General features: G+C 67.3%; 25 protein-coding genes. 13 read left to right on the top strand and 12 right to left on the bottom strand.

Annotation, left to right across the window (positions count from 1 at the left end):
* Positions 1-10: 10 nt before the first annotated feature.
* Positions 11-574, bottom strand: coding sequence for a polysaccharide biosynthesis/export family protein (locus M9945_RS19895; protein ID WP_367929041.1), 564 nt, complete (start codon positions 572-574; stop codon positions 11-13).
* Between the two features lie 217 nt (positions 575-791).
* Between M9945_RS19895 and M9945_RS19890 the strand changes: the two genes are divergently transcribed.
* Positions 792-3053 (top strand): GumC family protein, encoded by a 2262-nt coding sequence (locus M9945_RS19890; protein WP_367945931.1) that lies wholly within the window; start codon positions 792-794, stop codon positions 3051-3053.
* Positions 3054-3066: 13 nt separating this feature from the next.
* Here the strand turns inward: M9945_RS19890 and M9945_RS19885 are convergent, their stop codons facing one another.
* Positions 3067-4266: a GNAT family N-acetyltransferase gene (locus M9945_RS19885; RefSeq protein ID WP_367945930.1), complete on the bottom strand. Its 1200-nt coding sequence runs from the start codon at positions 4264-4266 to the stop codon at positions 3067-3069.
* 97 nt (positions 4267-4363) lie between these two features.
* On the opposite strand from M9945_RS19885, the gene M9945_RS19880 reads away from it, so the two are divergent.
* Positions 4364-5395, top strand: coding sequence for a polysaccharide deacetylase family protein (locus tag M9945_RS19880; protein ID WP_367945929.1), 1032 nt, complete (start codon positions 4364-4366; stop codon positions 5393-5395).
* Positions 5396-5409: 14 nt separating this feature from the next.
* On the opposite strand, the gene M9945_RS19875 is transcribed toward M9945_RS19880, so the two are convergent.
* Genes M9945_RS19875 through M9945_RS19865 form a run of 3 tightly spaced genes read right to left on the bottom strand, consistent with a single transcriptional unit; the run spans position 5410 to position 6670 of the window.
* Complete coding sequence (locus M9945_RS19875) at positions 5410-6120, bottom strand: glutathione S-transferase family protein (RefSeq protein WP_367929037.1); 711 nt, start codon at positions 6118-6120, stop codon at positions 5410-5412.
* A gap of 47 nt (positions 6121-6167) precedes the next feature.
* On the bottom strand, positions 6168-6392 hold the full coding sequence (locus tag M9945_RS19870) for a hypothetical protein (RefSeq protein ID WP_367929036.1): 225 nt from the start codon (positions 6390-6392) through the stop codon (positions 6168-6170).
* Between the two features lie 59 nt (positions 6393-6451).
* Complete coding sequence (locus M9945_RS19865; protein WP_367929035.1) at positions 6452-6670, bottom strand: DUF2842 domain-containing protein; 219 nt, start codon at positions 6668-6670, stop codon at positions 6452-6454.
* 201 nt (positions 6671-6871) lie between these two features.
* Between M9945_RS19865 and M9945_RS19860 the strand changes: the two genes are divergently transcribed.
* Positions 6872-7969, top strand: a complete 1098-nt coding sequence (locus tag M9945_RS19860; RefSeq protein ID WP_367945928.1) for a COX15/CtaA family protein — start codon at positions 6872-6874, stop codon at positions 7967-7969.
* Here M9945_RS19860 and M9945_RS19855 read toward each other — a convergent pair.
* The 6 genes from M9945_RS19855 to M9945_RS19830 all read right to left on the bottom strand — a co-directional run bounded on the left by M9945_RS19855 (position 7959) and on the right by M9945_RS19830 (position 12614).
* On the bottom strand, positions 7959-8798 hold the full coding sequence (locus tag M9945_RS19855; protein ID WP_367945927.1) for an aminoglycoside phosphotransferase family protein: 840 nt from the start codon (positions 8796-8798) through the stop codon (positions 7959-7961). The genes M9945_RS19860 and M9945_RS19855 overlap by 11 nt on opposite strands.
* Before the next feature lie 5 nt (positions 8799-8803).
* Entirely contained in the window at positions 8804-9742 is a 939-nt protein-coding gene (gene argC / locus M9945_RS19850; protein ID WP_367945926.1) for an N-acetyl-gamma-glutamyl-phosphate reductase, read from the bottom strand.
* Between the two features lie 57 nt (positions 9743-9799).
* Entirely contained in the window at positions 9800-10750 is a 951-nt protein-coding gene (speB, locus tag M9945_RS19845; RefSeq protein WP_367945925.1) for an agmatinase, read from the bottom strand.
* 213 nt (positions 10751-10963) lie between these two features.
* Entirely contained in the window at positions 10964-11440 is a 477-nt protein-coding gene (gene rpsI / locus M9945_RS19840; RefSeq protein WP_367945924.1) for a 30S ribosomal protein S9, read from the bottom strand.
* Complete coding sequence (rplM, locus tag M9945_RS19835; protein WP_367945923.1) at positions 11440-11904, bottom strand: 50S ribosomal protein L13; 465 nt, start codon at positions 11902-11904, stop codon at positions 11440-11442. Before rplM ends, rpsI begins: the two co-directional genes overlap by 1 nt.
* 251 nt (positions 11905-12155) lie before the next feature.
* Positions 12156-12614 (bottom strand): PaaI family thioesterase, encoded by a 459-nt coding sequence (locus M9945_RS19830; RefSeq protein ID WP_367945922.1) that lies wholly within the window; start codon positions 12612-12614, stop codon positions 12156-12158.
* Positions 12615-12864: 250 nt separating this feature from the next.
* Between M9945_RS19830 and M9945_RS19825 the strand changes: the two genes are divergently transcribed.
* The 10 genes from M9945_RS19825 (at position 12865) to hupB (ending at position 23303) form a co-directional block, all read left to right on the top strand.
* On the top strand, positions 12865-13689 hold the full coding sequence (locus M9945_RS19825) for an enoyl-CoA hydratase (protein ID WP_367945921.1): 825 nt from the start codon (positions 12865-12867) through the stop codon (positions 13687-13689).
* A 10-nt stretch (positions 13690-13699) separates the two neighbouring features.
* Positions 13700-14188 carry a VOC family protein gene (locus tag M9945_RS19820; protein ID WP_367945920.1) on the top strand — a complete coding sequence of 163 codons (489 nt, stop codon included), beginning with the start codon at positions 13700-13702 and terminating at the stop codon, positions 14186-14188.
* Positions 14185-14706 carry a CoA-binding protein gene (locus tag M9945_RS19815; protein ID WP_367945919.1) on the top strand — a complete coding sequence of 174 codons (522 nt, stop codon included), beginning with the start codon at positions 14185-14187 and terminating at the stop codon, positions 14704-14706. The genes M9945_RS19820 and M9945_RS19815 overlap by 4 nt, the downstream gene beginning before the upstream one ends.
* A gap of 42 nt (positions 14707-14748) precedes the next feature.
* Positions 14749-16032, top strand: a complete 1284-nt coding sequence (locus M9945_RS19810) for an O-acetylhomoserine aminocarboxypropyltransferase (RefSeq protein WP_367945918.1) — start codon at positions 14749-14751, stop codon at positions 16030-16032.
* A gap of 36 nt (positions 16033-16068) precedes the next feature.
* Positions 16069-16425, top strand: a complete 357-nt coding sequence (locus tag M9945_RS19805; protein ID WP_367945917.1) for a cupin domain-containing protein — start codon at positions 16069-16071, stop codon at positions 16423-16425.
* Between the two features lie 208 nt (positions 16426-16633).
* The gene (locus M9945_RS19800; RefSeq protein ID WP_367945916.1) at positions 16634-17737 is read left to right on the top strand and encodes an NAD(P)/FAD-dependent oxidoreductase; all 1104 of its coding nucleotides are present in this window, start codon (positions 16634-16636) and stop codon (positions 17735-17737) included.
* 137 nt (positions 17738-17874) lie between these two features.
* Positions 17875-18501, top strand: a complete 627-nt coding sequence (locus tag M9945_RS19795) for an ATP-dependent Clp protease proteolytic subunit (RefSeq protein WP_367929021.1) — start codon at positions 17875-17877, stop codon at positions 18499-18501.
* A 294-nt stretch (positions 18502-18795) separates the two neighbouring features.
* Positions 18796-20067 (top strand): ATP-dependent Clp protease ATP-binding subunit ClpX, encoded by a 1272-nt coding sequence (gene clpX / locus M9945_RS19790; RefSeq protein ID WP_367929020.1) that lies wholly within the window; start codon positions 18796-18798, stop codon positions 20065-20067.
* A gap of 344 nt (positions 20068-20411) precedes the next feature.
* Positions 20412-22835, top strand: a complete 2424-nt coding sequence (gene lon / locus M9945_RS19785; RefSeq protein WP_367929018.1) for an endopeptidase La — start codon at positions 20412-20414, stop codon at positions 22833-22835.
* A gap of 195 nt (positions 22836-23030) precedes the next feature.
* Positions 23031-23303, top strand: a complete 273-nt coding sequence (hupB, locus tag M9945_RS19780) for a DNA-binding protein HupB (RefSeq protein WP_367929017.1) — start codon at positions 23031-23033, stop codon at positions 23301-23303.
* A gap of 139 nt (positions 23304-23442) precedes the next feature.
* On the opposite strand, the gene M9945_RS19775 is transcribed toward hupB, so the two are convergent.
* Complete coding sequence (locus M9945_RS19775; protein ID WP_367945915.1) at positions 23443-24510, bottom strand: TRAP transporter substrate-binding protein; 1068 nt, start codon at positions 24508-24510, stop codon at positions 23443-23445.
* Positions 24511-24546 lie beyond the last annotated feature (36 nt).

Genomic DNA, 24546 nt, shown 5'->3' with positions numbered 1-24546 from the left:
CGCTCCGCCGTCAGAACAGGCGTTCGCGCACGTAGATCGTGTCGCCCGGCAGAAGCGGTTCCGAGGTCTTCACCCGGCCGGTCATCACCTCGTTGTTGATGGCGCGGGTGATGTCGACATCCTTCTGGTTGGCGCGGGGCGTGTAGCCGCCGGCCGCCGCCACCGCCTTCTGCACCGTCATGCCCGGCACGTAGGAATACTGGCCCGCGGCCCCGACCTCGCCCATGATGAAGACCGGCCGGTAGCGGTCGATCTCGACCGAGACGTCCGGGTTGCGCAGGTAGCCGTTGCGCAGGCGCTCGGCGATCTGGCCCTCGAGCTGCTGGGCGGTGTAGCCGCGCGCGGCGATCGCGCCGACCAGCGGGAAGGCGATGTAGCCCGACTGGTCGACCGCATAGGTGTTCGTCAGCATCTCCTGGTCGAAGACCGTGATGCGCACATTGTCGCCGGCGTCGAGCACGTAGGGCTTGTTGATGGCTTCGTGGAAGGCGGGCGGCGCGGGGCGGTATCCCGAGCAACCCGCCGCCAGCAGGGCTGCGGAAGCGATGAAGGCGGCTGCAAGCTGGCGTTTCATGGGCGGATGACGTTCCTCGATACGGTCAGCGGCCGGATGCGCGGGATGCGGGCTCGCATCGGCCGCACGGATCCGGTTCCGGCACGGTCTTTATCCTCCCGTTAAGGTTAATGCGGGGTAAAAGCCCGGCCGCACCCCGCGCGGCGCACCGATGCTTAACCTCGTGGTTACCATACCCGTTTACCATGTCGGGCGTCGCGTACCGGAGTTAAGCCCCATGCCTGATGCACGTCACGTTGTCAGCGATGTCGATGTCGATCTCGGCCAGCTTTTCGGCAGCCTTGCCCGGAACTGGCTGCGCATCCTCATCGCCGCGCTGGTCGTCACGGGGCTGGCCTATGTGCTCGTCGGGCTTGCCACGCCGCTCTACAGGGCCGAGACGCGCCTCATGATCGAGGCGCGGGAATCGCCCTATACGGGCCCGGCCTCGAACGGCGTCGTCGATGTCGACAGGGCGCGTCTCGACCAGGAGATGGTCGCGTCGCAGGTCGAGGTCATCGGTTCGGCCGATATCCTGCGCACCGTCGCGCGCCAGCTCGATCTCGGATCGCATGCCGAATTCGGCGCCTCGGGCGAAACCTCCGCGCTCGGCAACCTTCTCATCCTCGCCGGCCTGAAGAGCGACCCGACGCAGGCCTCCGTCGAGGAGCGGGTGCTGAAGGCGCTGGAGGAAAAGCTCCGGATCTACCGGGTGGAGGGCTCGCGGGTCATCGTCGTCTCCTTCTCCTCGCAGAGCCCCGAGCTTGCCGCGGCCGTGCCGAACGCCATCGCCGAGGCCTATGTCGCCGCGCAGGAACAGGCCAAGCGCCAGACCAGCGCCGACGCCAGCCAGTGGCTGGAGCCGAACATCGAGCAACTGCGCCAGCGTGTGCGCGAGGCCGAGGCGCGGGTCGCCGACTATCGCGCCAGTTCCGGCCTGCTGGTCGGACAGAACAATTCGGTGCTGCCGACGCAGGAGCTCGCCGAAATCTCGAGCGAGCTGACGCGCGCGCGCGCCGAGCGCTCGACCGCCGAAGCGAAGGCGGTGACGATCCGGGAAGCCCTGAACAGCGGCGAGAGCGCCGAGACGATGCCCGAGGTGCTGGCTTCGCCGATGGTGCAGCGCCTGCGCGAGCGTCAGGCGCAGATCGAGACCGAGCTTGCCGACCTGTCGGCCTCGCTCCTCGAGAATCACCCGCGCATGCGCGCGCTGCGGGCGCAGCTCGACGAGAGCGGCCGGCAGTTGCGCGCCGAGGTGCGCAAGGTGCTGGCCTCGGCCGAGAACGGAGCCGAGGCGGCGCGGGCGCGCGAGCAGCGGCTCGTCGTCGAGGTCAACCGGCTCAAGGCCGCGTCGGCGCAGGCCGGGGACGACGAGGTCGAGCTGCGGGAGCTGGAGCGCGAGGCGCTCGCCCAGCGGGCGCTGCTCGAAACCTATCTGGCGCGCTATCGCGAGGCGGCGGGGCGCGCCGACAGCGCCTCCCTGCCCGCGGATGCGCGCATCCTTGATGCCGCCCAGCCGCCGCACGAGGCCTACTTCCCCAAGATGGTGCCGATCCTCGCCGCCGCCTTCGCCGGCTCGCTGCTGGTCATCGCCGTGATCGTGCTGCTGCGCGAGCTGTTCAGCGGCCGCGCCATGCGCCCGGCCGCCGGCTCGCTGGTGCGGGTGGAGGAGGATCCGGCGATGGAGCCGGCTCCCGCGCCGGTTCCCACGCTGGCCGCGCGCGAGCACGAGGCCGAAATCGCCCTGCCGGAACCGGCGGAATGGACGCCGCCCGTGGAGCCGGCGCATGCCGCCTCCCTCCCGGACGAGCCGGCTGTCGAAGACGTGGATGACGAGACGCGGTTCGCGGATGCGGACGCAGACCGTATTGAAGAGGACCAGACGACGATGGCAAGCACGAGGCCCGAGGAAATCACCGTTGCCGGGATCGCCGATCACCTGATCGACGGGGATGCCGGCCGCGCCGTGTTCATCTCGCCGGAAGGCGACGAGGCGACCGCCGTTTCGGTGATGGTCGCGCGCGAACTGGCCGATGCCGGCCTGAAGACGCTCTATCTCGACCTGACCTGGTCGGGCGCGCCCTCGGCGGCAATGCTCGACAGCGCCCGCCATCCTGGCATCACCGACCTTCTGGCCGGGCAGGCGCAGTTCGCCGACATCATCCACGGCGATCTCTATTCCGCGTGCCACGTCACCCCGGCCGGGACGGCGGACCCGGTCAAGGCGATGCGGGCGGCCGACCGCCTGCCGATGATCCTCGACGCGCTCGACGGCACCTACGACATCGTCGTCATCGAATGCGGCGCGACCGACGCGCAGACCATCGAGGCGGTGGCGGACGACTATGCCGAGGTCTTGATCGGCGCCGTCGACCCGCTCGACCCGGCCGTTGCCGCGACTGTTGCCGATGTCGAGGCATGCGGCTACGGGCTGGCGCTGACCGTGACGCCGGCCGGGCGGCCTTCGCGCGGCAGGCGGCGCAGGGGCGCGGCGGCGTAGAAGCCGGCCTTTCCTATTCGCTCTGGTGCTGCCCGCCGCCGAGGCGCGCGCGCAGCTTCTTCACCATCTGCCAGAGCCGGTCGTTCGACTTGATGGAACGGACGGCCGTGGCGCGGCTGCGCTCGTAGAGGGCGAGCAGCCGCCCCTTGCCGCTGAGCGGCAGCAGCGTCTCGAACTGCCAGGTCTCGACATCGGCCCAGCTGCGCTTGAAGCGCTCGTCGCCGACGCTGAAATCGTAGAGCTTCTTGCCGAGGCTGCACGCCTTGTCGATGCTGTTGTAGTTCAGGAAATAGCCGGGACTGGTGGTCGGGTCGCTGTCATCGATGCCGGAGAACTCGTAGACGAGGCTGTGGCCGGTGACGCTCAGCCCGTTGACGGCGATGACCCTGCCGCCGACCTCGAGCCCGTGCAGCATGAAGGGCGCCGGCTCCGTCTCCAGCGAGGCGAGCGCGAGCGTGCGGAAGAAGGCGCGCAGGTCCTCGTCCATGAAGATGTCGGCGATGCCCATCTTGCGCAGGCGCTCGCCCTTCAGCGTGAAGAAGGCGTCGAGCAGGCGCTCGACCTCCTGCGGCGTTCGTGGCTCGATCAGGCTGAAGCCGCCGTCGTGCTTGAACTTGGAAAGCTGCTTCTTGTAGTGCTTGACCTTGCGCTTGCGGCCGGCGCGGTCGAGCAGCGCCTCGAACCCGCCGTCGAGCCGGGCGGCGAGCGAGACGTTGGGGCTCGTCATCGTCGCCAGGCCGGCGAGCGGGTTGGCGACGCCGTCGAAATGCGGGTTTTGGCGCGAAAGATGCACGAGGTCGATGTCGGGCCGCGCCTTGCGCAGCGCCACGGTTAGCGCGGCCTTTTCCGCGCGCGTCAGCGAAACCTGCGTGCCTGCGGCAAGCGCCGCGAAATTGCCGTTGGCGTGGCTGCCGCCGGTGAAGCGGGCGATGCGGAACGGACCTTTTTCCACCACTTCGAGCGCGAGCTTGACGAGCGGGCGCCCCTCGAGGCGGACGGTGACGATGATCGCGTCGACCTTCATGGCTCCGATCCACGCGCGCACCCATACCGGGTGCTGCGCCGGGCCGAGGAGGCCGCCGCTGCAAAAGGCCTCGTAGCCGGCGAGCGCCGAGGCATTGGCGGCCTCGACCTCGATCGTGGAGACAGCGGCGTCCATGGGTCTTGCATCCGCCTCGCGCCGGGCCGGGGAAACCGCGCCGATGTCAACCATACCGAAATCCTTCTCGTCTAAAGCTGCGGGCGGGGCGGCCCTTCGGCCGGCTTTCGCTCGACGGGCGGCCTGAAGCGTATGGCGAAAAAGTGAATCAATGGTCGATGGGAAGAACGCGGCAATCGGACTGATGCTCGGCGCGCTGCGCCTGTCGGGCGCGGCGGCGCTGGCGAGGCCCTTCCTGTCGGGGTGCGGCGCGATCCTGATGCTGCACCGGGTGACGCGGGAGAGCTGGTCGCCGCTCGGGGTCAATAGCGGCCTGACGATCACGCCGGACTTCCTCGACCGGCTGCTGGCCGACATTCGCCGGCGCGGGCAGGCGATCGTGGCGATGGACGAGATTCCCGCGATAGTGCGTGCCGGGCGCGGGCATCAGGTGGTCGCGATCACCGCAGACGACGCCTATCTCGACAATTTAACCGAGGCGCTGCCGGTCTTCGAGGCCCATCAAGCGCTGTTCACCGTCTATGTCGCGCCCGCGCTCGTCTCCGGGGAGACCCTGCCGTGGTGGGAGGTGATCGAGGAGCTGGTGACGGCGCGGGACGAGGTGCGCCTGCCGGAGACCGGAGAAGCGCTTTCCTGCGGCGGCATGGACGAGAAGCGCCGCGCGGCCCGCCGGCTGATGGCGTGGCTGTCGCAGGAGGTGGCGGAAAAGGACCAACAGGCGGCGCTGTGCGCCCTCGGCGGCATCGCGGGCCCGAGACGCCGGTTCATGGACTGGGATGAATTGCGGGCGCTGACGGCGCACCCGCTGGCGACGCTCGGCGCGCATACGGTGCATCATGCCAACGTGAAGCGGCTCGACGCGGACGACGTCCTGCGGGAAATGCGCGGCTCCGCCGCGATCATCGAGGCGGAGACGGGCGTCAGGCCGCGGCACTTCGCCTATCCCTATGGCGGCCCGGCGGCGGCGGGTGCGCGCGAGGCGGCGCTTGCCGCCGAGGCGGGGTTCGAAACCGCCGTCACCACGCGCCATGGCGTCCTTCTGCCCGGCCATGCCGGCCATCCCCACGCGCTGCCACGCATCTCGGTCAACGGCAATTTCCAAACCGTGGCGGCGACGCGCACGCTGATGTCGGGGCTGACGACGCTGCTGGCCGGCAGGGGAAGGCGGCTGGTGACGGTCTAGCGGCTGGTGACGGTCTAGGTGTCGGCGGCTGCCTCAGGGGCAGCCCTGAAATCCTCGATCACCGTGCCGGCGGCGGCCAGCTCGGCCTCGTGGCCCGCCTCCCGCCACGTTTCGGCCAGCGCCTCGCGCTCCCATTGTTTCATCGCCGGATGGTCGAGGATGCGCGCCACCCATGCCTGACCCGGCCCGACATCGAGACCGTAGGTGCGGATGCGCAAGGCCACCGGGGCGAAGAAGGCGTCGAGGGCGCAGAACGTGTCGCCGGCAAGCCACGGCCCGCCGAAGCGCGACAGGCCTTCGGTGAAGATTTCCTCCAGCCGTGCGATGTCGCGCAGGAGCGCGTCCGACATCGGCTTCGGCCTGACCCGGACACCGACATTCATCGGACAGTCGCTGCGCATGGCGGTGAAGCCGCTGTGCATCTCCGATACCGCGCACTGGGCGAAGGCGCGCGCCGCCGTGCGCTCCACGGCCGGCCAGACGCCGGGATGGCGGTCGGCGAGATAGAGCGCGATGCCGAGCGAATCCCATATGGTACGCTCGCCGTCGATCAGCGCCGGCACCTGCCCGGTGGGCGAGAAGCCGCGAAACGCGTCATAATTGACCAGACCGCCGAACGGGTGCAGGCGGTCCGCGAACGGAATCTCCAGCGCCTTCATCAGGATCCACGGACGAAGGCTCCAGCTGGAATAGTTCCGGTTGGCGGTGACGAGCGTATAGGTCATCCGCCCAGGATAGACGTCGGCGCGTCAGGCTCAATGCGCCAGCGCGCTCACGTCGCATGTCCATCGCGCCAGTAGCGAAGGCGCAGACGCGGCGCGAGAAGCCACGCCACCGGCAGCGAAAGCACGAAGCTCGCCGGGACGATGATCGGAAAGAGCGTCGATGCCGCCTCGTTAAGGGCCGGTATCGACAGGACGGCGATGGCGAAGACGCCGAAGAACACGGCGTTGACCATCGGGTAGACCATCGCGGCGATCCAGAGTCGGGTTTTCATGGTCGTTCTCCTGCGTTCGTGCAGAAGAAACGTCCGATTCCCGTCCGGGGTTCCCGAGATCAGCCGGCCTTGCCCCGCGGCGGCTTCACCATCCAGTTGACGATGAGCATGGCGGGCAGCACCCACAGGAAGCCGGTGAAGAAGAAATAGGCCAGATGCACCAGCGGGCCCGACTGCGACAGCTGGGCGACCGCGACGATGGTCGCGATCAGCGCATAGATGGCGACGAGCAGCACCAGCAGCACGGTGCCTATCAGTTTCTTCACGCGCACGGGCATGGGTTCGGCTTCCCTTTGCGCCACGACATAGTCGCATTGCGCCGATCGTGCAAATGCTGGGTCGAAAGCGCGCGGCGGACGCGACGGCATGTCGCGCGGCCGCGCCCCATGTTACAGCTTGTGTTACAGGCGGCGATGCGCGACGAAGCTGGCAAGGCTTCCGCCCCGGAAACCCAGCGAGGATGCCCCAGCGAGGACGCCATGACCGACCAGGCACTGACAGCCCTGGAACCCGTTTCGGCCAGAAACCGCGAGATGCGCAACCGCGCCATGGTGCGCTGGTGGCTCTATGCGGTGATCCTGGTGCTTTTCGCGCTGTTCGTCGTCGGCGGGGCGACGCGGCTGACCGGCTCGGGCCTCTCCATCACCGAATGGAAGCCGATCCACGGCGTTATTCCGCCGGTGAACGAGGCCGAATGGCAGGAGGAACTGGAGAAGTACCGCCAGATCCCGCAATATCAGGAACTCAACAAGGGCATGAGCCTCGACGAGTTCAAGGTCATCTTCTGGTGGGAATGGGCGCACCGGCTGCTGGCGCGCGGCGTCGGCCTGCTGGTCGCGGTGCCGCTCGCCTTCTTCTGGGTCACGGGGCGGCTGGAGCGGCAGCTGAAGCCGAAGCTCGTCGGGCTGTTCCTGCTCGGTGGCTTCCAGGGCTTCATCGGCTGGTGGATGGTGTCGTCGGGCCTGACCGAGCGGCTGTTCGTCAGCCAGTACCGGCTGGCGATCCACCTCCTGCTCGCCTGCGTCATCTTCACCGCGACGATGCTGGTCGCGCGCGGGCTGGCATCCTATTCGGCCGGTCCGGCCGGGCGCTCGACGCAACGATGGGCCGGCTGGATCGTCCTTCTCGTCCTCATCCAGATATGGCTCGGCGCGCTGGTCGCAGGCCTTCATGCCGGGCTGACCTACAACACCTGGCCGCTGATGGACGGGCAGGTGTGGCCGGAAGGATTGCTCGCCATGCAGCCGGCGTGGACCAATTTCTTCGAGAACCCGCTGACGGTGCAGTTCGTCCACCGGCTCGGCGCCTATCTCCTGTTCGTCGTCTCGCTCTGGCACGCCGTCGCCACGTGGCGGGCCGAGCCGGGCTCGACCCATGCGCGGCGCGCCGTGCTGCTGTTCGGGCTGATGCTGACGCAGGTGGCGATGGGCATCCTCGCGCTCCTGACCTTCGTTCACCTGCATGTGGCGCTGACGCATCATGCGCTCGCCATCATCGTGCTCGGCTTCGCCGCCGCCCACTGGCGGGCGACGCGCGGCAGCTACCCGATGGAGACGGAGATCGCCGTCAGGACATGAGCCGGGCCCGCGCGGCCCGCACCGCGCGGCCGACGGCGAGGCTGCGCTCCGCTTCTTCCGGATCGCCGTCCTCGATATGCCAGGCGGCCGAGAGCGTGGAAAAGGCGAAGGCGTGGTCGAGCAGGCGCTCGGCCGCGCAGCCGAGCGCGGGCGACAGGATCGCGGCCATCGAGAGCGCGCGCTCCTCGCGGAAGCGCAGATCTTTCTCCAGCGGATTGCAGAAGAGGTTGGCGGCATCGAAGGCCGGCTCGCCGATCAGCCCTTTCGGGTCTATCGCCAGCCAGCCGCGCGGCGCGTACAGGATATTCGCGTGGTGGACGTCGCCATGGAGGGGACGGATATCACGCTGGCTCGACAGCAGCGCCTGCGCGCATTCCGCGGCCTCGACGAATTGCGTGCGCCGCCCGGCGCGCCTGTCGCCTTCCGCCTTGAGAAAAAGGCCGGCGAAAATGTCGTGAAGCGGCGTCAGCGCGGCGGGCGGCGGCGCGTCGCGCGCGGCGTGCAGCCGTTGCAGCACCGCGGCCGCGATCCCGGTGGCGCTGTCGTCGCCATGGCGTTCGAGGTGGTCAGCGAGGCTAAAGTCTCCCGCCCATTCGAGCAGCAGGAGGTCGTCCGCCCGTTCGAGCAGGCGCACCGCGCCGTCGCCATTGGCCCAGCGCAGGAAACCGGCCGCGCCGTCGATCTCGCTGAGCGCCGCCGGGCTCGCCTGCTTGAGCGCGACCGGGCCGCCATCCGCGCGCTCGGCGCGCCAGACCTTGCCGCCGATGCCGTCGCTGACAAGCACCGCCCCGGCGATGCGCCAATGCGCGGGGCAGGGCGGCGGCTCCACCCGGCCTATGCCGTCTTGCCCAGCATCAGGTCCATGTTCTGCACCGCGGCGCCCGACGCGCCCTTGCCGAGATTGTCGAGCACGGCGACGAGGTTCGCCTGTCCCTTGCCCTCGGTGCCGAAGACGTAGATCTTCATGCGGTCGGTGTCGTTGAGCTCGGTCGGGTCGATGCGGGTGAGCTGTGCCGATTCGGCGAGCGGAACGACCTCGATGACGGTCTGGCCGGCATAGTGGCTTTCCAGCGCCGCGTGGAGGTCCGCCAGCTGCGGCGCGCCGTTCAGCCCCGACAGATGCAGCGGCGCCTGCACGATCATGCCCTGCGCGAAGCGGCCGACGCTCGGCGCGAACAGCGGTGCGTGGGAGAGCATGCCGTGAAGCTGCATCTCCGGCACGTGCTTGTGAGCCAGCGTCAGCCCGTAGAGGAAGTGCGGCGCGGCGATGTAGGCGGGGTTCTCATCGTCCTCCATCTGGGCGATCAGCTGCTTGCCGCCGCCGGTATAGCCCGACACCGCGTTGACCGTGACCGGATAGTCGGCCGGCAGCAGGCCGGCCTTGACCAGCGGCCGGATCAGCCCGATCGCGCCCGTCGGGTAGCAGCCCGGATTGGCGACCAGGCGCGCCTCGGCGATTTTCCGCGCCCAACCCTCGTCCATCTCGGCGAAGCCGTAGGCCCAGCCGGGCGCGGTGCGGTGGGCGGTCGAGGTGTCGATGATGCGGGTGGAATTGCCCCCGCCGACCATGGCGACCGATTCCTTCGCGGCGTCGTCCGGCAGGCACAGGATGGCGATGTCGGCGGCGTTGAGCATCTCCTCGCGCAGCGTAGGATTGCGCCGCTCGCTCTCGGGGATCGACAGTATGTCGAGATCGGCGCGCTCGGCGAGGCGCTGCCTGATCTGGAGGCCGGTGGTGCCGTGCTCGCCGTCGATGAAGATTTTCGGTTTCATGCTCGTGTTCCGGATGGCTGGAAGGTTCTGGCGATATGGGACGTCGAAAGCCCGCTTTCAGCCTCGGGCGCGCTTTTCCGCCAACAGGCCGAGATAGTGCATCGCGACGCTCGCGCCGGCAATGGCGGTGATGTCGGCGTGGTCGTAGGCCGGGGCGACCTCGACGACATCCGCGCCGACGATGTCGAGGCCGCCGAGCTGGCGCAGCACCGACAATATCTTCGCCGAGGACGGGCCGCCGGCCACCGGCGTTCCCGTTCCCGGCGCGAAGGCCGGGTCGAGGCAGTCGATGTCGAAGGTGACATAGGTCTTGCGCCCGCCGGTGCGCTCGTGGATCGCGTAGGCGATGTCGGCGGCGCGCATCTCCTCGATCTCGTGGCCGTAAAGGATCCTGATGCCGCAATCCTCGGGCGCGTGGGTGCGGATGCCGATCTGGATCGAGCGGCCGGGGTCGATCAGGCCGGCGCGCACGGCGCGGGCCACGAACGAGCCATGGTCGATGCGCCTGTCGTCGTCGAACCAGGTGTCCTGATGCGCGTCGAACTGCACCAGCGCCAGCGGGCCGTGGATCGCGGCATGGGCCTTGAGCAGCGGCCAGGTGACGAAATGGTCGCCGCCGAGAGACAGCAGGAAGCCGGCATCCTTCAGTATCTTCGCCGCCTCTCTCTCGATCGCTGCCGGCGTCTTCGAATGGTTGCCGTAGTCGAGCAGGCAGTCGCCATAGTCAACGACCGCGAGATTCTCGAACAGGTCGAGCGCGAACGGATATTGCGGGTCGACGTCGAAGATCGCCGAGGCGCGGCGGATCGCCTGCGGGCCGAAGCGCGCGCCCGGCCGGTTGGATACGGCGGCGTCGAAGGGAATGCCCCAGACCACCGCGTCTGCGCCCTTCACGTCCTTGGAGAACTTGCGGCGCATGAAGGAAAGCGCGCCGGCATAGGTCGGCTCCGGCTCGCTGCCCGTCGTCTTGCGGGCGGTGAAGGCGCGGTCGATGGCGTTGGATGGCATGTGTGGGTTTCCTTTTTCGCTCGCGGCAGTTTCGCTTCGCGAAACGCCTCCGCGGGGGGCGCGTTGGCCGCGCGACGCCCGGTCGGGCTTGCGAACCCTCACGGGTTCGAGTGGTTCCGCCATGCGCCATCCTATCGGCCGGATATGGCAAGGGCGCAACAAAAAAGCGGGCCGTGAGGCCCGCTTCCCTGTCTGTTCCGTGGCGCGGAATGATCAGCGCTTGGAGAACTGGAACGAGCGGCGGGCCTTGGCCTTGCCGTACTTCTTGCGCTCGACGGTACGGCTGTCGCGCGTCAGGAAGCCGCCCTTCTTGAGCACGGCGCGCAGGCCCGGCTCATAATAGGTCAGCGCCTTGGAGATGCCGTGACGCACCGCGCCGGCCTGGCCGGACAGGCCGCCGCCGGTGACGGTGGCGATGACGTCGTACTGGCCGTTGCGGTTGGTGGCGACGATCGGCTGCTGCAGGATCATCTGGAGCACCGGACGGGCGAAGTACTTGTCGTACTCCTTGTCGTTGACGACGATCTTGCCGGTGCCGGGCTTGACCCAGACGCGGGCGATGGCGTCCTTGCGCTTGCCGGTGGCATAGGCGCGGCCGTGCTTGTCCAGCTTCTGGACATGGACGGGCGCGGCCGGCTGCTCGGCGGCGGTCGCCTGGCCCAGTTCGGCGAGGGAGGAGAGATCAGCCATTATGCGGCCCTCTTGTTCTTGACGTTGAGCGAGCCGACGTCGAGCGTCTCCGGCTGCTGGGCTTCATGCGGGTGGTTCGGCCCGGCATAGACGCGCAGGTTCTTCATCTGCCGGCGGCCGAGGGGGCCGCGCGGGATCATGCGCTCGACGGCCTTCTCGATCACGCGCTCCGGGAAGCGCCCCTCGAGAAGCTGGCGCGCGGTGCGCTCCTTGATGCCGCCGGGATGGCCGGTGTGCCAGTAGTACTTCTTGTCGGTGTACTTGCGGCCCGTCAGCGCCACCTTGTCGGCGTTGATGATGATGACGTTGTCGCCATCGTCGACATGGGGGGTGAAGGTGGGCTTGTGCTTGCCGCGCAGACGGTTGGCGACGAGGGAGGCGAGACGGCCGACGACGAGACCCTCGGCGTCGATCAGCACCCACTTCTTCACCACATCCGCAGGCTTCTGCGAAAAGGTTGTCATGGTCGTTGCTTTCTTGTCATGACCCTTGCGCGTGCCCCGGGAAAGGGGAAGGCGAAAAGGGCGTTTCTTGTTGCTTGCGTTGGCGCTCGCCAGAGCCTCGCGCCAACATGAAAACGGCGGCCCCGGAGAGGACCGCTGCGTTCAGGGCGGCTTATAAAGCGCATCCCGTGCCGCGTCAATCGGCGCATCGCGCAACCTACGATTAATAATAAAGCAAAATCAATAACTTAAAAAAGAGGTATTTAAATACCTCATCCGTTCCGCCTCGGCGGGATCGAGTAGGTGCCGGTTGCGTGCGCCACGACATGGTTGTCGGGACCGGCGGTCATGGTCACGTCGTAGACCATCAGGCTCTTGCCGAGCTTCAGGATGCGGCAATGGCCGTCGATCGGGCCGGCCTCGGCCTTGCGCATGAAGTTGATGTTGAGGTTGGTGGTCACCGACAGCGCGTCCGGCCCGGCATGGGAGAGCACGCAGACATAGCCGCCGATGTCGGCCAGCGTGAACAGCGACGGGCCGGAGACGGTGTTGCCCGGCCGCAGATGTCGCTCGCCGGCGTTGAGGCGGACCGTGCAGCCGCCGGGGAAGACGTCCGTGGTGAGATAGTCGGAGAAATCGTCGTTGAGCTGCGGATAGACCTGCTTCAGGAAGGCGTTGATCTCTTCGGCCGTCATCTGCGGGGCCGTCTTCTTCGGGGTAAGCGTCGTCATTGCCTGTCCGGCCTCCCAAGCTTCCGTTTCCGTAAACGTCAAATCAAGTTTGGCCATTTCCGGGCTTTCCTTCAACCCGGCAAGTGGTAGTTTTCGCTGGTGCAGCCCGCGAGCGATGCGAAACGGCCGCTCCGGCGGCGTTTCCATGCCGGGCTGCGCGAGGCAAGGACGAGGATTGCCTCGCGGCTTTCAGGGAAAGGCCGGGGCGGTTCCGGCGCCTTGCCGCTGGGCGGGATATGAGGAGGAAGACATGGCCGAGATCGTGGCAATTCGCGCCGGGGAGGACAGCGCGGGGCTGGTCAGGACCGTGCGCGAGGGCGGCATCGTGCGGCTCACGCTCAACAACCCGCCGGCCAACGCGCTGTCGCTCGACATGATCGCCGCCTTGCAGGAGGCGCTCGACGCCTGCGCAGCCGATCGCAGCGCGCGCGTCGTCGTGCTCGGCGCGCCGGGCAAGGTGTTCTGCGCCGGCCACGATTTGAAAGAGATGAACGCCCGCCGGGCGGATGCCGATCGGGGCCGGGCGTTCTTCGACCGGACGATGCGGGACTGCGCGCTCCTGATGCAGAGCGTCGTCAACCTGCCGCAGCCGGTGATCGCGGCCGTCGACGGCATCGCCACCGCCGCCGGCTGCCAGCTCGTCGCGAGCTGCGACCTCGCCATCGCCTCCGAGCGCGCGCGCTTCGGCGTCAACGGCATCGATGTCGGCCTGTTCTGCACCACGCCGGCCGTGGCGTTGTCGCGCAAGGTCAAGCCGAAGCACGCGATGGAGATGCTGCTGACCGGCGAGATGATCGACGCGGCGACGGCGCGCGAGTTCGGTCTCGTCAACCGGGTTGTGCCGCCGGAATATCTCAACCAGATCGTCGACAAATATGCCGCGACCATCGCCGCCAAGTCGCCGACGGCGCTGCGCCTCGGCAAGCAGGCGTTCTACCGGCAGGCCGAGATGGGGCTGGCCGGGGCCTACGACTACGCCGCCGGCGTGATGGTCGAGAACATGCTGGCGCGCGACGCGGAAGAAGGCATCGACGCCTTCATCGCCAAGCGCAAGCCGCAATGGACAGAGGAATAGGCGAAAAACCGTGGAACCGCGCATCTCGCTCGTCACGCTCGGGGTCGACGATCTCGACCGCGCCGTCGCCTTCTACGAGGCGATGGGGCTGGAGCGGCACGAGCGGTTCACCGACGGCGTCGCCTTCTTCCAGATGGGCGGGCTGATCCTGGCGCTGTGGCCGCGCGAGGAGATGGCGCGCGACGCGGGCAAGGCGTACTCGCCGCGGCCGGTCCGGGCTGTCGCCGTCGAGCGGAGGGGCGAGCGCGGGTTCGTCGAGCGCGTCTTGCCGGGCTTCTCCGGCGTCGCGCTCGCCTACAACACACGCTCCGAGGAAGAGGTCGCCGAGGTGCTGGCCATGGTTAAGGCGGCCGGCGGACGCGTGCTGAAGCCGGCCGCCCGCGCCGTCTGGGGCGGCATGCAGGGCTATTTCGAGGATAGCGAAGGCAATCTTTGGGAGGTCGCGCACAATCCGGGCTTTCCCATCGACGAGGAAGGGCGTATCTCGCTGCCTGAATGAACCACGACACGTATGACGACGCCTATATCGCCGGCATCCTCCAGGAGGTGCGCACGGTCGCCATCGTCGGCGCCTCGGCAAACGAGGTGCGGCCCTCCTTTTTCGTGACCAAGTACCTGATCGACAAGGGCTATACGGTCTTCCCGATCAATCCGGGCCATGCGGGCAGGGAAATCCTCGGCCGCCCGGCCTATGCGCGGCTCGCCGACGTGCCGGAGCCGATCGACATGGTCGACGTGTTCCGCGCCTCCGATGCCGCGCCGGCCATCGTCGACGAGGCGCTGGCGCTCGACCCGCGGCCGAAGGTCATCTGGATGCAGCTGACCGTGCGCCACGACGCGGCGGCGGCAAGGGCGGAAGCGGCTGGGATCAAGGTCGTCATGAACCGCTGCCCGAAGATCGAATATGCGCGGCTGGCGCGCGAGATCGGCTGGAACGGCGTCAACAGCCGGGTGATCTCGTCGCGCAAGCCGCTCATGCAGGCCGGCTTCCAGAGCTTCGGCATCCGGCGGAAATAGGCGCTCCGCGCAAAGGCGGGGCAGGCAATCAGGAGGAATGACATGTCACAGCGCGCGCCCGGTTTCGACACGCTTGCCATCCACGCCGGCGCCCAGCCGGACCCCGCCACCGGCGCGCGGGCGACGCCGATCTACCAGACCACGGCCTATGTGTTCGACGATGCCGACCACGCCGCCTCGCTGTTCGGGCTGAAGGCGTTCGGCAACATCTACACCCGGATCATGAACCCGACGACGGCGGTGCTGGAGGAGCGGATGGCCGCGCTCGAAGGCGGCACGGCGGCGGTGGCGGCGGCGTCCGGCCACGCGGCGCAGCTTCTCGTCTTCCACACGCTGATGACCTCCGGCGACAATTTCGTCGCGGCGCGCAGGCTCTATGGCGGCTCGATCAACCAGTTCGGCCATGCGTTCAAGAATTTCGGCTGGGAGGTGCGCTGGGCGGACCCCGCCAACATCGCCGATTTCGAGACGGCCATCGACGGCCGGACGCGGGCGATCTTCGTCGAGAGTCTCGCCAATCCCGGCGGCACCTTCGTCGACATCGAGGCGATCGCGCAGGTTGCGCGGCGTCACGGCCTGCCGCTGATCGTCGACAACACCATGGCCAGCCCCTATCTGATGCGGCCGTTCGAGCACGGTGCCGACATCGTCGTCCATTCGCTGACCAAGTTCGTCGCCGGCCACGGCAATTCGATGGGCGGCGTCATCGTCGACGGCGGCACCTTCGACTGGTCGAAATCCGGCAAGTACCCGATGCTGTCCGAGCCGCGGCCCGAATATGGCGGCATGGTGCTGCACGAGACCTTCGGCAATTTCGCCTTCGCCATCGCCTGCCGGGTGCTGGGTCTGCGCGATTTCGGTCCGTCGCTCTCGCCCTTCAACGCCTTCCTGATCGCGACCGGGCTGGAAACGCTGCCGCTCAGGATGCAACGCCATTGCGACAACGCGCTGAAAGTGGCCGAATGGCTGCGGAACCATCCCAAGGTGGCGTGGGTTTCCTATCCGGGCCTGGCCGACGATCCCAACCACGCGCTCCAGCAGAAATATTCGCCGAAGGGCGCGGGCGCGGTGTTCACCTTCGGGTTGAAGGGCGGGTTCGAGGCGGGCGTCAGGGTGGTGGACGGCGTCGAGATCTTCTCGCACGTGGCCAATATCGGCGACACCAAGTCGCTCATCATCCATCCGGCCTCGACCACGCACCGGCAATTGTCGGACGAGCAGAAGGTCGCGGCTGGAGCCGGGCCTGACGTGGTGCGTCTTTCCATCGGCATCGAGGACGTCGCCGACATCATCGCCGATCTGGAGCAGGCGCTGGCCAAGGCGTGAGGACTGATCAGGGGGAGAGACCCGAGGAGAGAGACGATGTATGTGACGCGCTTTCTTCACCTTTCCATCGCCGGCATCGAGCCGGAAGAGGGCAGGCCCGCCCCCGACAGGCTGATCGCCGGCCGGCCCGCCTTCAGGACCTGGAACGCCGACGAGGCCGAAGGCGGCCTCTACGCCGGCATCTGGGAAGCGACGCCCGGCAAATGGCGCGTCGAATATGACGAGTGGGAATTCTGCCACATCCTCGCCGGCGTCTCGATCCTGACCGAGGACGGCGGCGAGGCGCGCACGCTCAAGGCCGGCGACAGCTTCGTCATCCGGCCCGGCTTCAAGGGAACGTGGGAAGTCGTCGAGACGACGCGCAAGGAATATGTGATCCGCGTGCCGGCCTAGAGCGGCGGACGCCCGGATAAATCCGGGCTGCCGTTCTACCTGTTTGTTTCGCCGCATTTATGCGACGTCAAGTGATTGCACTTGACTGCAAAATGCTCCAGACGCCTGCCTCCCGGCCTGCGGCACCCCGGCCGCTTGCGCCGGGCACCCCAGCGCGTATGGTCTGCCCGCCGGCGGCGTCCGGCGGCTGGAATCCGGAGCGGAGGGCATGAAGGTCATCGTCATCGGCGCGGGCATTGCGGGCCTTGCCACCGCCTGGGCGCTGACGCGGCGCGGCCACGCGGTCACGCTGCTGGAGCAGGGGCCGGTCCCCAACCTGCTCTCCGCCTCGGGCGATCATCACCGCATCATCCGCCGTGCCTACGCGGCGGGCAGCGGCTACGGCGCCCTCATAAGCGAAGCCTACCGGGCGTGGGACGAGATGTGGGCCGATCTCGGCCAGAGCCATTATGACGAGCGCGGCTTCCTGTGCCTGTCGCGCGTGCCGGGCGACGAGGGCGAGCGCTATCTCGAGGGCATGAAGGCAGGCGGCTGGCCGTTCGAGCTGCTGGCGCCCAACGAGGCGGCGGCCCGCTGGCCGTTCCTCGACGGGGCGAGCCTGCGCTACGCGTTCCTGTCGCCCGAGGGCGGGGCGCTGCACTGCCGGCGCATCGCCGCGGGGCTGGCCGAATGGCTGCGCGCCAACGGCGCGGACGTGCGCGAGCGCGCCCGGGTCGAATCGGTGGACTGCGCCGCCGGCGCCGTGGTGCTCGCAGATGGCGAGCGGCTCGCGGGCGAGCGCGTCGTCGTCGCCGCCGGGGCGTGGGTGAAGAAGTTGCTTCCCGCCCTGACGGGCGCGCTTTCGACCTGGCGCACCGCCGTCGTCTATCTCGAGCCGCCGGCCGACTTGAGGCAGGCGTGGGAAAGCGCGCCGGTCATCCTCGACGTCGGCGGCGAGACGGACGGCTACATCGTCCCGCGCTCCGGCGACGGCGGCCTGAAGTTCGGCGCCGGGCTGCATCGCCGCCCGGCCGACGACGCCGATGCGGACCGCCTGCCGCAACCCGGCGAGGGCGAGGCGATCCGCGACCTGTTCTGCCCGCCCATCCTGCGGGTCGGCGACTATGCGGTGAAGGACGTCGTCACCTGCGCCTACACCTTCACCGCCGACGAGCGGTTCTTCGCCGCCGGAGAGGGGCGCTGCATCGTCGTCTCGGCCTGCTCCGGGCACGGCTACAAGTTCGGCGCGGCGGTGGGTCTGCGCACGGCCGACGCGGTGGAGAGCGGCGATGTCGACGCCCTCCAGCGCTGGCTGCGCGCGGAGGCTGCCTGAAGGGGCGACCTTAGGGCATTTACCGTGCCGGCGCGCCAGACTTGCGCAAGGCGAAGCCGGCATCCTATCTAACGCTGGACGAACTTACGCGATTCTCCGGCGCGCCGCGCCGTCCCGATTCCGAATGAGGACATCTGATGAGAGACCCCATCGAAACCTACATGAACCTCGTGCCGATGGTGGTCGAGCAGACCAATCGCGGCGAGCGCGCCTACGATATCTTCTCGCGCCTGCTCAAGGAGCGGATCATCTTCATCACCGGGCCGATCGAGGATACCATGGCCTCGCTGGTCTGCGCCCAGCTTCTCTTCCTCGAGGCGGAAAACCCGAAGAAGGAGATCAACCTTTACATCAACTCGCCGGGCGGCGTGGTGACGTCGGGCCTGGCGATGTACGACACGATGCAGTTCATCAAGCCGCCGGTGTCGACGCTGTGCGTCGGCCAGGCCATGTCGGCCGGCTCGCTGCTGCTCTGCGCCGGCGAGAAGGGCATGCGCTTCGCCACGCCCAACGCCTCGATCATGGTCCACCAGCCCTCGGGCGGCTACCAGGGGCAGGCGACCGACATCATGATCCATGCCCAGTGGACCGAGGCGCTGAAGCGCCGGCTGAACGAGATCTACGTCAAGCACACGGGACAGGATTACGAGACGGTGGTCAACGCGCTCGAGCGCGACCGCTTCATGACCACCGAGCAGGCGCTGGAATTCGGCCTGATCGACAAGGTCATCGAGAGCCGCGATTCGGTCGAGGCGAAGGCTTGAATCCGCTTCCGGAATGGAGGCTGACGACATTTTGAAGGCAACTGCGCCATTTCGGTCACAGTTTGGTGTTTCCTCGGTCGGAGCGAACGCCTACGTTAAGCCTATGTTGAGTTTCGGCGGCTTAGCTTTGACCGGGGATTCGCAGTGCCGTCGCGCCGCCTCGCTTGTGTCTCGGGTACGGGGTGGTTCCATGAAACCGTTGGCATTGGCAGGGGCGCGTTCCCACCATGATTTCATGCCCGTGGGGCGCGCGCGCCGCGCCGCCGCGGACTGGGCCGGAAGGGTTGGAAGAGCATGAGCAAGATCAGCAACAATGGCGGCGATTCCAAGAACACGCTGTATTGCTCGTTCTGCGGAAAGAGCCAGCACGAGGTGCGCAAGCTGATCGCCGGCCCGACGGTGTTCATCTGCGACGAGTGCGTCGAATTGTGCATGGACATCATCCGCGAGGAGAACAAGACCTCGATGGTGAAGTCGCGCGAGGGTGTGCCCACCCCGCAGGAGATCCTCGCGGTGTTGGACGACTACGTCATCGGCCAGCCCTACGCCAAGCGGGTGCTGTCGGTCGCGGTCCACAACCACTACAAGCGCCTCGCCCACGCCGGCAAGAACAACGACGTCGAGCTGGCGAAGTCGAACATCCTCTTGATCGGCCCGACCGGCTGCGGCAAGACCCTGCTCGCCCAGACGCTGGCGCGCATCATCGACGTGCCGTTCACCATGGCGGACGCGACGACGCTGACCGAGGCTGGCTATGTCGGCGAGGACGTCGAGAACATCATCCTCAAGCTGCTCCAGGCCGCCGACTACAATGTGGAACGTGCCCAAAGGGGTATCGTCTATATCGACGAGATCGACAAGATTTCCCGAAAGTCCGACAACCCGTCGATCACCCGCGACGTGTCGGGCGAGGGCGTGCAGCAGGCGCTTCTGAAGATCATGGAAGGCACGGTCGCCTCGGTGCCGCCGCAGGGCGGCCGCAAGCACCCGCAGCAGGAGTTCCTGCAGGTCGACACCGCCAACATCCTGTTCATCTGCGGCGGCGCCTTCGCCGGGCTCGACAAGATCATCTCGGACCGCGGCCGCAAGACCTCGATCGGCTTCGGCGCGACGGTGGAATCGCCGGAGGACCGCCGCACCGGCGAGCTGTTCCGCCAGGTCGAGCCGGAGGATCTGCTGAAGTTCGGCCTGATCCCCGAATTCGTCGGCCGCCTGCCGGTGCTGGCGACGCTCGAAGACCTCGACGAGCCGGCGCTGATCCAGATCCTGACCGAGCCGAAGAACGCGCTGGTCAAGCAGTATCAGCGCCTGTTCGAGATGGAGAACGTCGAGTTGACCTTCCACGAGAGCGCGCTGTCGGCGATCGCCAAGAAGGCGATCGAGCGCAAGACCGGCGCGCGCGGCCTGCGCTCGATCATGGAGGCGATCCTGCTCGACACCATGTTCGAGCTGCCGGCCATGGAAGGCGTGCGCGAGGTGGTGATCTCCGACGAGGTCGTCACCGGCAACGCCCGCCCGCTCTACATCTACGCCGAGAAGGAAAAGGGCAGCGCGGCTACCGCCTGAGGCCGCGCACCCGCCTTGCCGGCTTTCCTGTTCGGGAGCGGCGATGCCACTCCGTCAGGGGTTCATGACAAGCGGATCGTGCCGAGGCTGGGCATGATCCACAATCCCGGCGGCCCTGTGCGGTCGCCGGCCAGCCCGCCAGCTGCGCGCCCCTTGATCTTTGTGCGGCGCAACGCCAACTAAGCATCGACATGACGGCCGCGCGTTGCGTGCTGCAAGCCCCGGGCAAGCCCATCGACGACAAGTTCATCGGGCATGTTCTCGGGATAGGCGTGAAGCGCGGCAGTCGCTAGTATCGAAGATCGCGGTTGGCTTTCGGCGGCCGCGATATGAAAGGTTGGACAATGACCACATCCCCCCAGTCCTCCGGCCCTACGCCCTCCGGTTCCGGCGTCTTCGCGGTCCTGCCGCTGCGCGACATCGTCGTCTTCCCGCACATGATCGTGCCGCTTTTCGTCGGGCGGGAGAAGTCGATCAGGGCGCTCGAGGACGTCATGGGCGCGGACAAGCAGATCCTGCTCGCCACCCAAAAGAACGCCGCCGACGACGATCCGGCGGCCGACGCCATCTACGAGGTCGGCACGCTGGCCAACGTGCTGCAACTGCTGAAGCTGCCCGACGGCACCGTCAAGGTGCTGGTCGAGGGCACGGCGCGCGCGCGCATCACCGGCTTCACGGCCCGCGACGAGTTCCACGAGGCCGAGGCCGCCGCGCTGACCGAGCCGCAGGAGGAAGAGGTCGAGATCGAGGCGCTGGCGCGCTCGGTGGTGGCCGATTTCGAGAACTACGTGAAGCTCAACAAGAAGATTTCTCCGGAAGTGGTCGGCGCGGCCAGCCAGATCGACGACTATTCCAAGCTCGCCGACACGGTCGCGTCGCACCTCGCGGTCAAGATCGCCGACAAGCAGGAGATGCTTGCCACCCTGTCGGTCAAGGACCGGCTGGAGAAGGCGATGGGCTTCATGGAAGCCGAGATCTCCGTGCTCCAGGTCGAGAAGCGCATCCGCTCGCGCGTCAAGCGCCAGATGGAGAAGACCCAGCGCGAGTACTACCTCAACGAGCAGATGAAGGCGATCCAGAAGGAGCTCGGCGAGGGCGAGGACGGCCGCGACGAGGCCTCCGAGATCGAGGAGCGCATCAAGAAGACGCGCCTGTCGAAGGAAGCCCGCGAGAAGGCGGAAGCGGAGCTGAAGAAGCTGCGCACCATGTCGCCGATGTCGGCCGAGGCCACCGTCGTGCGCAACTATCTCGACTGGCTGCTCTCCATCCCGTGGCAGAAGCAGTCCAAGGTCAAGAAGGACCTCGACTTCGCGCAGGAAGTGCTCGACGCCGACCATTTCGGCCTCGACAAGGTCAAGGAGCGCATCGTCGAGTACCTCGCCGTCCAGAGCCGGCAGAAGAAGCTGAAGGGGCCGATCCTGTGCCTCGTCGGTCCTCCCGGCGTCGGCAAGACCTCGCTCGCCAAGTCGATCGCCAAGGCCACCGGACGCGAATATGTCCGCATGGCGCTGGGCGGCGTGCGCGACGAGGCCGAGATCAGGGGCCACCGGCGCACCTATATCGGCTCGATGCCCGGCAAGGTCATCCAGTCGATGAAGAAGGCGAAGAAGTCGAATCCGCTGTTCCTGCTCGACGAGATCGACAAGCTCGGCCAGGACTATCGCGGCGATCCGTCCTCGGCGCTGCTCGAGGTGCTCGACCCCGAGCAGAACATGACCTTCATGGATCATTACCTCGAGGTCGAGTACGACCTGTCGAGCGTGATGTTCGTGACGACGGCCAATACGCTCAACATCCCGCCGCCGCTGATGGACCGGATGGAGATCATCCGCATCGCCGGCTACACCGAGGACGAGAAGGTCGAGATCGCCAAGCGGCACCTGCTGCCCAAGGCCATCCGCGACCATGCGTTGCAGCCGAAGGAGTTCTCGATCACCGACGAGGCGCTGCGCGCCGCGATCCAGCTCTACACGCGGGAAGCGGGCGTCCGTAACCTCGAGCGCGAGCTGATGAAGCTGGCGCGCAAGGCGGTGACGGAGATTCTGCGCACCAAGAAGAAGTCGGTGAAGGTGACGGACAAGAACCTTGCCGATTATCTCGGCGTGCCGCGCTTCCGCTACGGCCAGATCGACGGCGAGGACCAGGTCGGCGTCGTCACCGGGCTGGCGTGGACCGAGGTGGGCGGCGAGCTGCTGACCATCGAGGGCGTCATGATGCCCGGCAAGGGCAAGATGACCGTCACCGGCAATCTGCGCGACGTGATGAAGGAATCGATCTCGGCGGCGGCGTCCTACGTGCGCTCGCGGGCCATCGATTTCGGGGTCGAGCCGCCGCTGTTCGACAAGCGCGACATTCACGTCCACGTGCCGGAGGGCGCAACGCCGAAGGACGGCCCGTCGGCCGGCATCGCCATGGTCACGGCCATCGTCTCGGTGCTGACCGGCATTCCGGTGCGCAAGGACATCGCCATGACAGGCGAGGTGACGCTGCGCGGCCGGGTCCTGCCGATCGGCGGCCTGAAGGAGAAGCTGCTCGCAGCGCTGCGCGGCGGCATCAAGAAGGTGCTGATTCCGGAGGAGAACGCCAAGGATCTGGCGGAAATCCCGGAAAACGTGAAGAACGCGCTGGAGATCGTGCCGGTAAGCCGCGTCGGCGAGGTGCTCTCCCATGCACTGGTCCGGATGCCGGAGCCGATCGAGTGGGTCGAGCCGGTCGAGGCGGCCACCGCCAAGGCCGACGGGACCGGAACGCAGCCCGTGGCGCACTGAAAACGACCGTCCAGGTCGTTTTGAAACACGGAAGGCCGGGCTTTTGCCCGGCCTTTTTGTCGGAACCCGCAGAAAACCGGGAAAAACCCGGTTTTCTGCGGGTTTCCTGCTTGGTGGGGATGAGCGGATTTTCTAAACTCCCGATCCTGCCGGCTGAATCGAATCGCCGGTCTTTCACAGGGAAGGGAATTCTCAATGAACAAGAACGAACTCGTTTCCGCCGTGGCGGATGCCGCCAAGCTCTCCAAGGGTGACGCGCAGACCGCCGTCGATGCGGTCTTCGCCGCCATCACGTCGGAGCTGAAGAAGGGTGGCGACGTGCGCCTGGTCGGTTTCGGCAATTTCTCGGTTTCGAAGCGCGAGGCTTCCACCGGCCGCAACCCCCAGACCGGCGCGGAAGTGAAGATTCCGGCCCGCAACGTGCCGAAGTTCTCGGCCGGCAAGGGCCTCAAGGACGCGGTCAACTGAGACGCCGCTTCCCTTCTGTCTCGTTGAAGAGCCGGGTTACGCCCGGCTTTTCTTTTTGCGGGACAGGTAGAGCGCGAAATGAAAGGGCCGGCGTTGCCGCCGGCCCTTTCGTGGGTGTGATGCTGCGTTCCGGCCTGCCTCAGCCGTAGCGATAGGGGGCGCCGGCGGCGCGCATGGTCTCGGCGTATTTCTTGAGGATGTCGACCACGCGGGCGTTGCGCGGGCTTTGGGCGGCGATCTCGTCCCAGAACTTCATCGCTTCGTCCTCGACCGTCTTCCATTCCGCCTCGGGGATGGTGGTCAGCTCGAGCTTGCCGCCGCTGGTGCGGTAGTGCGCCTCGCCCCACCAGTACCAGTGCTGGCGGTAGTAGTGCGAGGAATCGATGGTCAGCCGGTAGATCTGCTGCAGGTGCTCCGGCACCTCGTTCCAGCGGTCGGAGTTGACGAAGTACGAGCCGGCCCAGGCGCCGGAGATGTTGTTGGTCAGGTAGTATTTGGTGATGTCGGCCCAGCCGACCGTGTGGGTCTCGGTCGAGCCGCACCAGGCGACGCCGTCGATCTCGCCGGTCTGGATCGCCACCTCGATATCCTCCCACGGCAGCGTCACCGGGACGACGCCGAGGCGCTCGAGGAAGCGGCCGCCGGTCGGGAAGGTGAAGACGCGCAGGCCCTTGAGGTCCTCCAGCGAGCGGATCGGCTTGGTGGTGGCGAAGTTGCACGGGTCCCACGCGCCGGAGGACAGCCAGGTCACGCCCGGCACCTCGGCATAGGCTTCCTCCCAGATCTCCTTCAGCCCGTACCATTCCCACAGCACCGGCACGTCGAGGCTGTAGCGCGAGGCGAAGGGGAAATAGGCGCCGAACACGGCGACGTCGACCGGCGAGGCAGCCGAATCGTCGTCGGACTGGGCGGCGTCGATGGTGCCGGTCTGGACGGCGCGGAACAGCTCGCCCTGCGGCACGAGCTGGTCGGCGGTGTAGAGGTCGATGACCATCTCGCCGTTGGCGGCCTTGTTGAAGGCGTCGATGGACGGCTTGATGACGTGCTCGGCGAGCGAGGCGCCGGCATAGGTCTGCAGCCGCCAGCGGATCGGGGCCTGGGCCTTGACGTAGGGCGCGGCGAGCGTCGTCGCGCCGACAGCGCCCGCGCCGGCGACGCCGGCCTTCTTCAGGAAGTCTCGCTTGGTGACGATGCGTTTGGTTGTCATGCCAGTTCTCCCATTCTCGGTTCGTTGACGGTTCGC

It is taken from the genome of Aquamicrobium sp. (genome assembly GCF_023954335.1).
In the GTDB taxonomy this organism is placed as follows: Bacteria; Pseudomonadota; Alphaproteobacteria; order Rhizobiales; family Rhizobiaceae; genus Aerobium.
The sequence above is the reverse complement of the archived record's forward strand: the minus strand, read 5'-3'. Positions and strand labels throughout refer to the sequence as shown.